The sequence below is a fragment of the Psychrobacillus sp. NPDC058041 genome (assembly GCF_042885655.1).
Classification (GTDB): Bacteria; Bacillota; Bacilli; order Bacillales_A; family Planococcaceae; genus Psychrobacillus.
The window spans coordinates 18,785-32,554 of the sequence record NZ_JBHVRO010000010.1; the positions used below are offsets into that span (position 1 = coordinate 18,785).

Annotated in this window: 12 protein-coding genes; 2 read left to right on the forward strand and 10 right to left on the reverse strand. The window is 34.5% G+C overall.

Translation table 11 applies throughout. The features are described 5' to 3' along the window. Positions 1-107 precede the first annotated feature (107 nt). The 10 genes from ACFVR1_RS15085 to ACFVR1_RS15130 all read right to left on the reverse strand — a co-directional run bounded on the left by ACFVR1_RS15085 (position 108) and on the right by ACFVR1_RS15130 (position 11,822). Positions 108-608: a type IV pilin protein gene (locus tag ACFVR1_RS15085; protein WP_387585180.1), complete on the reverse strand. Its 501-nt coding sequence runs from the start codon at positions 606-608 to the stop codon at positions 108-110. 32 nt (positions 609-640) lie between these two features. After that, positions 641-1,846, reverse strand: coding sequence for a type II secretion system F family protein (locus tag ACFVR1_RS15090; protein ID WP_387585181.1), 1,206 nt, complete (start codon positions 1,844-1,846; stop codon positions 641-643). After that, positions 1,846-2,886, reverse strand: coding sequence for a type IV pilus twitching motility protein PilT (locus ACFVR1_RS15095; protein WP_387585182.1), 1,041 nt, complete (start codon positions 2,884-2,886; stop codon positions 1,846-1,848). Before ACFVR1_RS15095 ends, ACFVR1_RS15090 begins: the two co-directional genes overlap by 1 nt. Positions 2,887-2,897: 11 nt before the next feature. Next, a complete protein-coding gene (locus ACFVR1_RS15100) occupies positions 2,898-4,562 on the reverse strand; it encodes a GspE/PulE family protein (protein ID WP_387585184.1) in 1,665 nt (554 codons plus the stop codon). Positions 4,563-4,582: 20 nt separating this feature from the next. Beyond that, positions 4,583-5,929, reverse strand: a complete 1,347-nt coding sequence (locus tag ACFVR1_RS15105) for a VanW family protein (RefSeq protein ID WP_387585186.1) — start codon at positions 5,927-5,929, stop codon at positions 4,583-4,585. Positions 5,930-6,199: 270 nt separating this feature from the next. Then, positions 6,200-7,825, reverse strand: a complete 1,626-nt coding sequence (locus tag ACFVR1_RS15110; protein ID WP_387585188.1) for a collagen-like triple helix repeat-containing protein — start codon at positions 7,823-7,825, stop codon at positions 6,200-6,202. Positions 7,826-7,827: 2 nt separating this feature from the next. Then, on the reverse strand, positions 7,828-8,259 hold the full coding sequence (locus ACFVR1_RS15115; RefSeq protein ID WP_387585189.1) for a PilW family protein: 432 nt from the start codon (positions 8,257-8,259) through the stop codon (positions 7,828-7,830). A gap of 3 nt (positions 8,260-8,262) precedes the next feature. After that, positions 8,263-8,715 (reverse strand): type IV pilus modification PilV family protein, encoded by a 453-nt coding sequence (locus ACFVR1_RS15120; RefSeq protein ID WP_387585190.1) that lies wholly within the window; start codon positions 8,713-8,715, stop codon positions 8,263-8,265. A gap of 80 nt (positions 8,716-8,795) precedes the next feature. Further along, complete coding sequence (locus ACFVR1_RS15125; RefSeq protein WP_387585191.1) at positions 8,796-10,499, reverse strand: sensor domain-containing diguanylate cyclase; 1,704 nt, start codon at positions 10,497-10,499, stop codon at positions 8,796-8,798. Positions 10,500-10,598: 99 nt separating this feature from the next. Continuing rightward, positions 10,599-11,822 carry a bifunctional folylpolyglutamate synthase/dihydrofolate synthase gene (locus tag ACFVR1_RS15130; protein ID WP_387585192.1) on the reverse strand — a complete coding sequence of 408 codons (1,224 nt, stop codon included), beginning with the start codon at positions 11,820-11,822 and terminating at the stop codon, positions 10,599-10,601. Positions 11,823-11,909: 87 nt separating this feature from the next. Here ACFVR1_RS15130 and ACFVR1_RS15135 point away from each other — a divergent pair, with 87 nt between their 5' ends. Continuing rightward, positions 11,910-12,788, forward strand: a complete 879-nt coding sequence (locus ACFVR1_RS15135; protein ID WP_387585194.1) for an ATP-grasp domain-containing protein — start codon at positions 11,910-11,912, stop codon at positions 12,786-12,788. After that, entirely contained in the window at positions 12,785-13,597 is an 813-nt protein-coding gene (locus tag ACFVR1_RS15140; protein WP_387585196.1) for an ATP-grasp domain-containing protein, read from the forward strand. Before ACFVR1_RS15135 ends, ACFVR1_RS15140 begins: the two co-directional genes overlap by 4 nt. The last annotated feature ends 173 nt before the right edge of the window (positions 13,598-13,770 follow it).

Consider the following 13,770-nt stretch of genomic DNA (forward strand, 5'->3'; position numbering starts at 1 on the left):
ATCTGTCTATGTTTTACTTTCACGTTTCGGAAAACGAATGTTTCATTTGCTCAAACGTGAGAATAAGAGACTACAGCAGCCGAGGCTGCTGTAACGACTTTTATATTTTAATTTATCGTTTTATCTCCGGACGTGCTTCCCTTTGTTGTATCAACATTTATTGACTGAATTGTAGAATTTGTGAATGTGATTTTTTTTGAACCAGAATAAGTAATAGCTGCAGTAGTTAATTTTTTTGGAGTTCCACTTGCAACAGTTGCAGTATCAGGTATCATACCAATAGTTTCTAAATATCCTTCATTTTTTAATGTTGCTACAGTAACACCACTCGCAGCAGATGGGGAATCAGTATAATATAATTGAGCAGCATTTAATACACTTATGGCATCGGCCTTAGCTGCGTTATATTTACTATTTTCAATTACTCCACTAATAGATGGAACAGCAATTGCTGCTACGATAGCTAGGATAACGATTACTGCTAGAAGCTCGATAAGTGTTAAACCTTTTTGATTTTTAAGTATTTTAGTGAACTTTTTCATTTTATTATTCCCCCTAGAATTGGTTTCGATCGTTTCGTGCGATATTTCTTGCATCATTGTTTTCATGACTTATCACCTCCTTTAATGGAAAACAACGATTACATTTGTTCATATAAACTAAACATTGGTACCATAATTGCCATTACAATTGTTCCTACTATGGTGGCTAAAAACACGATCATCAGTGGTTCGATTAAAGACTTTAACGTGTCTACTGTACGGTCCACATCATCTTCATAAAACACTGCAATTTTTTCTAACATATAGTCGAGTGAACCTGTTTGCTCTCCAATTGCCGTCATTTGCGTTACAAGTGGTGGGAAAATCCAACTCTTTTCAAGTGGTGCTGTGAGCGTACTACCTTGCTCAAGGCTTGTCCTTGATTCTCGTACTACTTTGCTCACGACAGGATTCCCAATTACTTTTTCTACGATTGTAAGCGCCTGTAAAATCGGCACTGAACTACTAAATAACGAAGAAAGTGTACGTGTCATCCGAGCAATTGCTGATTTTTGAAGTAATTTCCCAAAAACAGGTATTTTTAATAAAATTAGATTTACTGAATAGTTGAAGGAATTATTTTGTTTGTATAAATAGCTGAAACCTCCAACAACAAGAAGAATTAATACTAAAAATATATACCAAGATGATTGGAGTGCGTCACTAAATCTCATCACCACTTTTGTAATGGTAGGTAGTTCTGCTCCCATATCATCGAACATTGTTACAAATTGTGGAACAATCGTTAACATTAAAAACACAGCAACAATTACCGTAAGTACTAAAAGTACAACAGGATAAGCTAACGTTGATTGCACTTTCTTTTGCAATTTAAATTGCTTTTCATATGAAAATGCAAGTCTCTCTAAAGACTCATCTAAATTACCAGTTGCTTCACCCGCACGTATCATATTGACAAATAAAGCAGGGAAAACTTTTGGATTTTTAGCAGCTGCATCCGAAAATGACAATCCAGAACGGACATCTTCTTCTACTTCCATCAAACCTTTTTTTAACACTTTGCTGGAAGTTTGTTCTCCTAATATTCTAGTAGATTCTAAAATTGAAACTCCTGCACGTATTAATGTTGCAAATTGTCGACTGTATATTACAAAGTCTTGATTTTTTACTTTTCCACCAATCGTTAGTTCTTTATGTAATATACTTTTGGACTCTTCTAATTCTCTTGGATTGATGCCTTGGGCACGAAGCTTTGTAATTGCAGCTTGTTTATTAATGGCATCTACAGTTCCTTTTTTTAAACCACCCTGTGCAGTTCGACCATTGTATTTAAATACAACCATCAATACTCACCTACATTCACAAATGGTTTGGCAGATTCCATCGAAATCTTCCCGGAAGAAAGTAAGCTTTGAATAGATGATTCAAGCGTGTGCATGCCAAGTGCTCGACTTGTTTGCATTACATTTTGAATTTGATGTACTTTTTCGTTGCGAATAAGGTTGGCAACAGCTGGTATTTGCACTAATATTTCAGTTGCCGCTATTCGACCTTTTGCATCACTTCGAACAAATAGTCGTTGCGAAATGATACCTTGTAGCACATTCGCTAGTTGAATACGAATTTGCCCTTGTTGATGAGGTGGAAATACATCAATAATTCGGTCAATCGTCGTAGGAGCACTACTAGTATGCAGAGTCGCCATTACTAAATGACCTGTCTCTGCTGCCGTAATTGCTGTCGAAATCGTTTCTAAATCCCGCATTTCACCAACTAATATAACGTCTGGATCTTGTCGAAGAGCGGCTCGAAGTCCGTTAGCAAAGCTTTGCGTGTCAGCTCCAACTTCTCGTTGATTGATAACAGATTTCTTATGCGTATGTACATATTCAATTGGATCTTCCAATGTAATAATATGCTTTGATTTGGTTGTATTAATATAATCAATCATCGAAGCAAGAGTTGTTGATTTCCCTGATCCAGTTGGACCTGTGACTAAAATAAGACCTTGTGGCTTGTCTGCTAATGTATAAAGTACATTGGGCATACCAAGCGTCTCGATTGCCGGTATTTTAGTTTCAATCATGCGGGCAGCAATTGAGACATTATTTTGTTGTTGATAAGCATTTATACGAAAACGGCAAGAAGTTGGTATTTCAAAACTGAAATCAATCTCCCCTTTTTCTACAAACTCCTCCATTTTTGGAGCAGGTATGATCTCTTTTAGCATTCCTCTTGTGTCTTCTTCATTCAAATTTGTATCTCCGAATGTTTTTAATGCACCATTCACTCGAAATACAGGAGGCAGACCAACTGTAATATGAAGATCGGATGCTTTATCATGAAAAGACTTTTCTAATAATTGGATAATGGAAATTTTCATATCATCCCACCTTAATCAGTTGTTGCGACACGAAGAACTTCTTCTGTGGTCGTTAACCCCTCTTGCACCTTTAATAAACCGTCTTCTAGCAAGCTATAATAAGCCATTTCTTTCATATGTTCTCTGAGAAATGCATTGCTTTTTCCTGTTAAAATGACATCTTTAACAAATTCATCAACCGCTAGTACTTCATGTATGGCAATTCGCCCTCTATAACCAGTATGGTTACAGGATGGGCAACCTCTACCTCGCCGTACTTCTTGAATCTTCATTCCATGTTCTGCAAAAACTTCAATTTCCCTATCATTCGGTTTTTGCACTTCACTACAATCAAGACATACCTTTCGAACTAATCGTTGCGCTACTACCCCGACTAGAGAAGAAGACAATAAAAAAGGTTCCACTCCCATATCTCTCATACGAGAAACAGATTCTACTGCACTATTTGTGTGTAGGGTACTGAGTACAAGATGCCCTGTTAATGAAGCCCTTACGGCAATTTGTGCAGTTTCCAAATCACGTATTTCTCCTACCATTACAATATCCGGGTCTTGTCGTAATATAGATCGAAGTCCAGCTGCAAAGGTCAAGCCGACTTCTTCTCTAACTTGTATCTGATTTATACCCTCTAGTTGGTATTCCACTGGATCTTCCACTGTAATAATGTTGACATCTTCATCATTCAATTTATTAAGAGCTGCATACAAAGTAGAAGATTTACCAGATCCAGTTGGTCCAGTTATTAATACAATGCCATTTGGCTTTTCTATCATTTCATTAAAAGTCCTATAGTTTTTTTCATTGAATCCAAGCTTGCTCATATTGTTTAGTGCACTACTTAAATCTAAAATTCGCATAACTACTTTTTCACCATAAATTGTCGGTAAGGTGGACAGACGAATATCAACTGGTTTCATGTTAACGGTCAATTTAATACGCCCATCTTGCGGTATTCTATTTTCCGTAATATTTAAATTCCCCATAATTTTAATACGAGCTAAAATGACATTTTGCATATGTTTTGGTAAAGCTCTTTCCGTCTTTAACATTCCATCTACACGATATCGAACACGTAATTCCTTATCTTGTGGATCAAAATGGATGTCACTTGCTCGCTGTGCAACCCCATTTGCAACAATTTGATTTACTAACCGAACAATTGGAGAATCTTCGTCCATTATTTGCGTGTCATTTTCTAATTCGGTAGGCGTCATATCACTTAACGCTAAATCCATCGACTCTTGTAAATCATAATATTTTGTAATTGTTCGATAGAGGTCGTCTTTTGTAGCGATACTTGTCTCTATTTGACAACCTGTTGCCATACGAACTTCTTCTATAGCGAAGTAGTCCATCGGATCGGCCATTGCTATTAAAAGTTTGTTGCGATCTTTTTTTATCGGCATTATGTTCGCACGTTTCACTAACTCTTTTGGAACAAGTTGAATCAGTTCGGGTTCAATGGAAAACTGATTTAAACTAACATGAGGAATTCCTAATTGAAACTCTAGCACCTCAATAAGTTGTTGCTCCGTTAATAAGCTCTCTCTTATTAAAAAGTCTCCCAGTTTTTCTTCACGACTCTTATGAGATAACGCATACTCTAGCTGGTCATTACTAATTACATGGGACTCAACAAGTAAATCGCCCAATCGTTTACGTGTATTCTTTCTCATCATCTTCCCCCTAGATGCAATTATTCAGATCCTTCTTTAATAATATTTCCAGCTTTATCATAATAACTACCCTCTGGTAACCTATCTGAATCATCTTCGAAGGATGAATTTTCGGAATCTTCTTCCGCGTTCGGATTGTTATTAGATTCTTTTTCATTCATATCTGACAAACCGTCTCCATTTAAATCAATCTCAAGGTCAGGGTCTTTTGTAAAGGTAGCTTCAGATATTAAAGAAGATTTTAATACAATTCGATGAGTTGGAGAATAGTAGTCCTGACTAACAAGCTCTTCTTTTTCATAAGGTCCTTTCTTATCCGAAACAATACGATATACGGATATCCTCAATCCAGGAATTCCTTCTTGTATAAGATTTTCCTCACCCGGTTTTAAGTCAGAGGAGTAGCGGTAGATTGTTCTCGGTTCAACAACTTGACGATTACGAACCTCATACTTACTTATTGTCTCATTTGGAAGTGAATATAATTCTACCAACAATTTAGAATCTATTAAGCTCATTTTTAATACAGCTGGATTATTGTTATTTGCAAATTTTAGATCTTTCTTTGATTTTAGGTCAATATCTGCTTCTATCCCCGGCTCTAAATAAGATGGAATAACTTCTTGGGAATGCCGTTCTACAATTTCAAAATCAGTTTGAAGTATAACGCTGTACAACAATGAAGAAATAAAATCCGCAGTTTCATCGCTATATAAACTACTTATATCCTTTGTTTTATCTAAAAAAGAAAAGACCTCACCTGTAGAAATAACCTGTTCATTCAACGCTGTAATAACTTCCGATAACCCAACAGTGTTAGCAGGAAGTTTTTCAAGTTCAAAAGCAATACGTTCTGACTCTAAAGCAGATAAATCCTTGAAAACGGCTTTAATAGGTTCTTTTGACAATACAGCAACTTGAGACTTAATATTTTCCATAGTTTCTTCTGCATTCAACTTTGAATTTTCTCCTATTAATGCTATTAATGCAGGTTCTATTGTAAATTGAATAGGAATATGTATAATTGAATCTTTTTTCCAAAAAGCAAACCAAGGTTTTTGAGAGTCAATGAAGTATTGATTTACAGAAGATTCTACATCAAAATTGAAATATGTAGTATCTAAAGGCATATATACCCCTTCACCGACAATCACCAAATCATTGTTTTCCTTCCATTTTTCGACTGCTATCTCCAATCGATTAGTTATTTCTATTTTATCTAAATCTTCTATTTGTACTCCACCTATAGTGGATCCGCCAGATTCGGCTTCTACAGTTAAAAATGCAATATTATTTTCTGATAACAATAAATAGATAAAGAGAGTAATTAAACCTAATAGACTAATACTTTTTGTAAGTATTTTCATCATCAATCCTCCAATCCACTTTTTTCTATTTTATTTAATCTGAGTATAATATTTATTGTAATTATAATACAATATAGCCCCACTCATTGTATATGACTTATTTCACAACTATATATATATTTTACAAACTATCTAAACTAGAATGAGTCTATGGAACTATATACTCCTTAAAAAAATAAAGTTTATTTCTTTACTTAAAGATTTTTTCCATTCTAGAACAATAAATGGAATCTTATGTGTTAAAAAATGAGACTTGCCATGATGGCAAGTCTAGAGTTCAATCAAAGGTTCTCTTTTTGTTAAGTTCGGATTGTCGGATTTTGTTGGAGGAGTTCCAGGCGTACTCGGAGTGCTAGGAATACCTGGAACCCACGTATTATATTGTGGTGTCCCATAATTAATTACTCCCTGTCCCTCCATAACAATCGAATTACCAATGACAGTTCCTGTTACTTTCCCGCTATTTCTAACTTCAAACTGTGCATTCGGGGCAAAGTATAAAGAAGGACCCACTTTCCCCTCACCACGGACAATAAATGAGCTACCTCCAGAAAGAATATTTCCATAGACTTTTGTACTGGAAGAAATATCTACATTTGCTGTTTTGGCATATAAAGAAGAATATATTTCTGCTCCTCCACCAAAATTTTTCCCTAACACTTCATTTCCTGAATAAAAAATTTCTGCATTTTTACTAGGTAATTGCGCATTAAATTTTCCGCTCCCTGTAATATAAAGATTATTTTTTACATGTAAAGTTAATTTTCCTGTCCCTTTAATAATAACTTGCGCACTACCACTAATGTCCAAGTTATCTAAAACAAGTTCTTTATCCGTATCACCAATATCTATTGTTAACGTATGACTTCCGGATGCTTTCAAAGTTCCTAAAGATGCATTATTTTGAACTTTAAAGGTAGAAGATCCATTATCGGGTGAAATATAGTTACCTAAAGAATTATAATTTGGCGGTGTTGGAAATGGAGGCAGTTCTGGCATAGTCCCTAACTTAACTCCATTTACCTGAGGGGAAAACCCCATACTCGCTGGTTTTGTTAACGCAGTTGCTTCAGAGCCACTCGGCACATAAAATGAGCCATTAATGGTAGGCTCACCCCAGTCGATTGTAATACTTTTAGGTCCTGGTTTCAGAGTTGCAATATTACCTGTAACTGTTGAACTTTTAAGTTTTATTTCATTCTTTACGATTATAGCTGTATTCTCAGGCAACCCTGTGACTGGTCCACCCTGATGCCCAGGGGTTCCTGGTGTGCCAGGATCACCGGGAGTTCCGGGACTACCCAAATTCCCAACCTTAAGATTTACGGATAATTTTTGAGAAACTGTGCGCTCCTTTTTCCCGATTGTACCTACTGAAGTAATTTTATATTCATATATATCTGCATTCGCTTTAACCCTATTTATCGAAATCTTTGCAATCGGTAATGTTTTAGAGTTCTTCTCGTCATAATTAGGATCAAACCTATCAGACTGTTCGGTCCATGAAACAGGCAGCTTCAATTCTATTTTTTTTAAGTAGGTTGCTTCCAATTTTGTCGCAAAGTCAAACATAAATCCTGTTTGGTCTTTAATAGGTAAATTATAATAATCGGCCAATTTCCTATTATATTCGTCTAATGTCTCCTTGTAAGCCTCGTTATAAGCATCGTTAACTTTATTCTCTAGATTTCTTCGAGTTTCAACGATCCCCGCTTCAGCAATATAAAAAGTGGACTGATCGGTGCGTTCATTTGCAGATAATTTCAAACCATTCCCAGTAACGGTTAGTACACCTGCACCCAAAACAGTGATGAGAACTAACAACATTAATACTCCTACAAGTGTATAACCGTTTGCATTTAAATGGCGATGCATTTTCACATTTTTAAACTTCAAACTTAATCATCTCCTTTCCTTAGATAGATTTCTGTTTTTTCAGTTTTTTCTACTCCTTTTGGATCCGAACTCTTTATTTCAATAATCCATTTAACACTGTTTCCTTCCACACGGAAACCCTTAATGGAATTAGCAATTGCAACACCATTTCTAGTAATCATATTATTATTAAAAGAATATTTAATGCCATTTAAGTCTATTTCACTTTCATTAACTATTTGAGGTTTTTCGGTTTTTCTTATATCTTTTGTGATTATTTTTAATGCATAAGAAATATCGGTTAGTTGATTGCTTTTTTCAAGTTGATAGTTATATTGTTTGGTACTAGTCATCAGTACGCTATATACTAACACCATCACTAAACTAGCAAGTACAATTGCTGCTAGGAGTTCAACTAGAGTGACACCTTTCTCGGTATTCAATTGTTTTCCCATGATTTATGACCTCCATTCTAAAATCGTTTCCATTTTAGCCCTAGATGGTCCATTTTCCTGCTCAAAAACTTCTATTACTAGATAGGTCATTCCTGGATAAGAATGTTTTTTCAATTTCAATTTAATATAGTACCCTTCTTTCATCTTTGCAAATACAAGTTCATCTGTATTAGTGGAAGAAAGTTGTCTATACTTTAAACTATTTATTATTTCATCAAGACCATAGTTGAAACTTCCATTTCTACTTATCTCATATACTTTTTCCATCTCTACTTGTGCAATATAAGTTGCATCTACTACCTCTCCTGAAGTTTTACCAGTTTTCGCTGACTGTATAAATAATGTAAAAAAAGAAAATAATATTATTGAAAATAGAATGATAGATACTAGAACCTCAATAAGTGTCAATCCCTTTGTATTTAAACGATTACTAATTGTAATTCTCAACTTTATCATTCCTTTTTCCTATCATTTGCATATTCGAATATAAAAAAACCAATTAGCATTATCTAATTGGTTCTAATTTACAATAACATTTACTTAACATATTCCGCAACCCTATTTCTACCAGCCTGCTTTGCTCCAATGTACAGTGCGCGATCGGCGTTACGAAGTAATGATTTCCCTTCTTCACTATCCTCTGGAGCGGAGGCAACACCAATACTAGCAGTTATAAAAATAATTTCATCTCGAGAAATTTCATCTAAGTCTAATTGGACAATAAATGGAGTTTGCTCTATTTTTCTACGAAGTTGTTCTGCTATGGAAATTGCTTGTAATTTTGAATAGTTTGGGAGAAGAATAACAAACTCTTCGCCCCCATATCTAGCAACTGTTCCGCTGGATCCAATTTCTCGATTTATAATCTCTGCGAATTTTCGTAAAATTAAATTTCCACTATGATGCCCATACGTATCGTTTACCATTTTAAATTTGTCGATATCTAACATGATTAAAGAGATAGTATTATACTTGCCCTCCTCTAATTTTTTCATGTCCAATTCCAATTGCTTGTCCAAATAACGGTAGTTATGAATTTTCGTCAATTCACAAATTTCACTCTTTTCAACAGCTTCTTTCACATATCTTGCTTTTTCCAGAGACACCGCAAAATAAGAGCATAATAAATGGACAATCTTCAACTGATAAGGTTCAAATGCATGTTTCTCCCTAGCGGCTAATATAAGTACACCTTCTATTCTTTGGTTACGATAAATTGGAACACACATAAGGCTTTGCATATCATTTGCCAAAAACGGAGGTATCATATAATTCCACTCAGACTGTTTTTTATATAAAACAGGAACCCCTTTTTCATATCCTTTACCAACCAAACTATATTTGATATCTTCATGCGAGCATTGAATTTCTTTATTCACACCATCTTCCATTGCGCGTAAAATGAAAAACCCATCATCCATATTATCGACAATATAACCACAATCAAATGGAAACATATTCGCTAATCGTTCTAAAAACATATCCAAAATTTCTTTACCAGTCATTCGTTCTGCCAACTGATGCCCAAATTCACTTGCTTTATTCAGATCGGCATTCACTTTTTCCGAATTACTATACATTCGGATGAGTAAGGTAATTGATATCAATGGTATTCCTAATAACCATAATGCAGTGGTCCCAATAGAGCTTTCAAAAAGATATAGGCTAATTCCAAATGGTAGTGTCATTAATAAGCAAGAAACTTCCCAGTAAAAATCTTTTGTTAATAGTACCGGATTGAAACCGCATACATATTCACGAATATATAAAATTATATGGTTAAATAAAATATAAGTAATTGCATAAATAGAACCGTATAAAACTACATCTTTCAAGTTTAAATTTCCTATTTTATATCCTAATGCCATGACGAGTGAACCACATAAAACAGAAAGACTAAAAAACATAAAAGAATTGAAAAAATATTTGTAAAGTGTCTGTCGATTGATCTTCATATGATAAACGAGTGGAAACATGCATAATTGCATAGAAATAATTTCAGCTAAAAGGCCAAATTTCAAAAAGATAGCCATATTAACCCATAATACTAAAACAATAGTCGAGCCTGCGATAAAGAAAGGAAATACGCTTGATAATAACGCTAACAGTAAAAAGTATCCATAATGCTCCCAGTCCGAGGAATTAGTTGGTGAATATAGAAATGTTAGTACTGTACCTAAAGGCACGCATAATAGCCATAACAAAACCATTATCTTTTTTGCTTTATGTGTATAATTCATAGGACTATTAATCTCCTCGTAGCATTATTTTCCGTTACTATTAGCTCATGACTCATTATTATTAAATTGTAACACTTAATATTAAGAAAAGTTCAAATACTATTTTACTGTTTTTCTTCTAATTTCTGAGATAAAATACAAAGACCCCGTGATAATAGTAATGTGTTCACTTGAATTTTCTGTAATATCAATTTTCTCTCCATCTTTAGTAATGCTCTTTTCACATGATTCGCTATATTTATACAATTCCGTAGCAAAAAGAGCTCTTTCGTGTTTAAAATTTACAAACTCAAAAGAACTACCAACTTCCTCTAACTTTCTTAACATATACTGATAATCTTTATCTTTTAAAACTCCTACTATAAAATGAATTCTTTTATTTGGAAAAAAGTCTTTTATCGTTTCTACTAATGCATCAATACTTGCTCTATTATGAGCCCCATCAAAATATACATTTTCTCTTATCTTTTCCATTCTTCCAGGTAAACTAGCTTGTGCAACTGCCTTTTGCGTTTTACTTTTTTCTAAAGTATATCCACTTTCTATTAATGCGGTAATTGCTAGTGCCATATTAGACATTTGATGACTTCCGATCATGTTTGGAAGTAAGTGGTTAATATGAAGATCGCCATATGTATATGTATGATTATTTACATTAAAGTCTTTTCCATATTCGAAGACCGTAGCATTTTTTTCTTTCACTTCCTGTAGAAATACATTTCTCGCTTCGTCGGTAAACTGCCCTATAATTAATTTGCCATTCTCTTTCAAAACTCCTGCTTTATGCCAACTTATTTTCTCGATTGTGTCTCCTAAGAAATTTGTATGATCAATCGAGATACTTGGTACAACTGCAATAGATTCTTTCATTACATTAGTGCTATCAAATCTTCCACCCATACCCGATTCCACGAAAATAACATCTAATGCTTCTTCTTCAAAAACTAAGTAAGCTACTACTGTCAATAACTCAAAATCTGTTAACATACCACTAAGTCCAGCTTGTTTCATCTTTTGAAACGCTTTATCAATATGCTCAGATGTAACATTTTCCCCGTTCAATTGTATCTGATCATGTACATCCACGATACATGGTGATGTAAATGATCCATAAGTTATGTTATGTTCACTCGCTATAGCACTTAAAAATGCAATGGTTGAGCCTTTCCCATTTGTTCCTGCCACATGTATTACACGTTGTTTGTTTTGTGGGTTTCCTAGTTTATCTAATGCTTTTTGAATAGATTCTAAGCCTGGTTTTATTATTGTTTCACTATCTATCTCCCACTTTTTTTTATATAAATTAAAATTTGTTATTTCCACTTACTCCACCCTATTCCTTCTAGATTAATTTCGTGCTAAACTTCTTGTGAATACTATTATATCACGCATTAGCGGAGGTCAATCATTATGCAAACATGTTGGATTGTATACAACGGTAGTCTTACGGATGAAAAATTTATCGATCAAGCTCGTCTCCTTCAAGAAGCAGCCATTAATCAAGGAATTGAAGCAATATTAGTAAAAAACTATGAGCTTATAATGGACGTCCAACACGGATTACATTCAAAACCTGACTTTGTCGTGTTTTTAGATAAGGATATTTTATTAGCAAAGTTTTTGAAGAATGAAGGTATTCCCGTTTTTAATGATCCAGATGTTATAGAAATTTGTGATAATAAAGCACGGCAATACATGATATTGGCAAAAGCTCAAGTCCCTATGCCAAAAACCATTATTGCTCCTAAGGTGTATTCTAATTTTACTATTCAACATAGTGGTTATTATGAACAAGTATTGGAAACACTTCATCTTCCAATGATTATTAAAGAAGCACATGGATCATTTGGTATGAAAGTATATTTAATCGAAACTAAAAAACAGTTTTTCGATAAAGTCGAGGAATTGAATGGAAAAGAGTATGTTTTCCAGGAGTATATTGAGTCTAGTAGAGGCCGCGATATTCGAGTAAATGTTGTCGGAGGACAAGTAATTGCATGTATGCACCGACATTCTGAAACAGATTTTCGTGCAAATATTACAAATGGCGGAACTGCATCCCCGATTATTCTTACAGAAAGACAAAAAGAGGTTGCTATATTAGCTGCTAAAGCATTAAATGCTGAATTTGCAGGTGTCGATTTATTGTTTGGTGAAAACGAAGAGCCACTGGTTTGCGAAGTGAATGGCGTTGCACATATACGTAATATTTTTAATGTTACAGGTATTAATGTTGGAGATGCTATGATTAGTTATATACTTTCCAAAGTCGGTACAGTTGTGATATGAGAGGCTTATTAATATACGAGTTAAAAGAAATAGAGAGAAATAGAAGTTTTATAGATAGGTTAATTATAGCTGCTGAAAAATATGGGCATACACTTACTGTAATAGACGATCAATGCTCTACTATTCCAGATGCTGATTTCGTTTTTTTTAGAGCTAGAAATCCGAAGCTATCGAAAAGATTAGAGGAACTTAATATCCGAATGTTTAATCGGGCAGAAGTTAATGTTATCGCAAATGATAAATGGAAGGCAATTCAATTTGTCCAACTTATAGGAATTCCTTCGGTCCAAACTAGAAAAATAATTACAACTTCCGATATTCGAGAATATCCAGCTGTATTAAAAACAGTTGATGGTCATGGAGGTACACAAGTAGAACTAGTAAATTCCAACGACCATGCAAAAGTATTCATGGAAGAACACTCTTCTAAGTCTATAATTGCTCAAACTTATATTGAAACAAATGCAACAGATGTTAGAGTGTTTATGTTAGGTACAGAAGTAATTGGCGCAGTTAAACGAACTGGTGCTGAAAATAGCTTCAAGTCAAATTTTACATTAGGTGGATCGGTTGTAGCGTATACTTTAAATTCTCAACAACTTGCTGATGTCCAAAAAATTGCTAAAGCGTTAAAAAGCGATTATATAGGAATTGACTTTCTTTTACTGCCAGATGGAAGTTGGTTGTTCAATGAAATTGAAGATCCAGTAGGTGCAAGGTCATACTATGCTACAACCAAAAAAGATATAGCGATCCCAATTATGGATTATATCAATAAAAAATTAACAGAAAATCCAGGTCAGATGTAAAATCTGCCTGGATTTTTCCTTATGGAATGGGGTATGTGGCACTCGGATTTGGTTATGTGGCAATCAAACTGATTTATGTGGTGCTCAACCTGGGATATGTGGTACTTAAACTACTTTATGAGGTAATCAGCCTAGATATGTGGTGCTCTGCTGTGGTTATGTGGTATTCAAAC

Excerpts from the sequence above, each read along its gene's own strand:
- ACFVR1_RS15085 (WP_387585180.1), bottom strand. The coding sequence starts at position 608 with ATGAAAACAATGATGCAAGAAATATCGCACGAAACGATCGAAACCAAT.
- ACFVR1_RS15090 (WP_387585181.1), bottom strand. The coding sequence starts at position 1,846 with ATGGTTGTATTTAAATACAATGGTCGAACTGCACAGGGTGGTTTAAAA.
- ACFVR1_RS15095 (WP_387585182.1), bottom strand. The coding sequence starts at position 2,886 with ATGAAAATTTCCATTATCCAATTATTAGAAAAGTCTTTTCATGATAAA.
- ACFVR1_RS15100 (WP_387585184.1), bottom strand. The coding sequence starts at position 4,562 with ATGAGAAAGAATACACGTAAACGATTGGGCGATTTACTTGTTGAGTCC.
- ACFVR1_RS15105 (WP_387585186.1), bottom strand. The coding sequence starts at position 5,929 with ATGAAAATACTTACAAAAAGTATTAGTCTATTAGGTTTAATTACTCTC.
- ACFVR1_RS15115 (WP_387585189.1), bottom strand. The coding sequence starts at position 8,259 with ATGGGAAAACAATTGAATACCGAGAAAGGTGTCACTCTAGTTGAACTC.
- ACFVR1_RS15120 (WP_387585190.1), bottom strand. The coding sequence starts at position 8,715 with ATGATAAAGTTGAGAATTACAATTAGTAATCGTTTAAATACAAAGGGA.
- ACFVR1_RS15125 (WP_387585191.1), bottom strand. The coding sequence starts at position 10,499 with ATGAATTATACACATAAAGCAAAAAAGATAATGGTTTTGTTATGGCTA.
- ACFVR1_RS15135 (WP_387585194.1), top strand. The coding sequence starts at position 11,910 with ATGCAAACATGTTGGATTGTATACAACGGTAGTCTTACGGATGAAAAA.
- ACFVR1_RS15140 (WP_387585196.1), top strand. The coding sequence starts at position 12,785 with ATGAGAGGCTTATTAATATACGAGTTAAAAGAAATAGAGAGAAATAGA.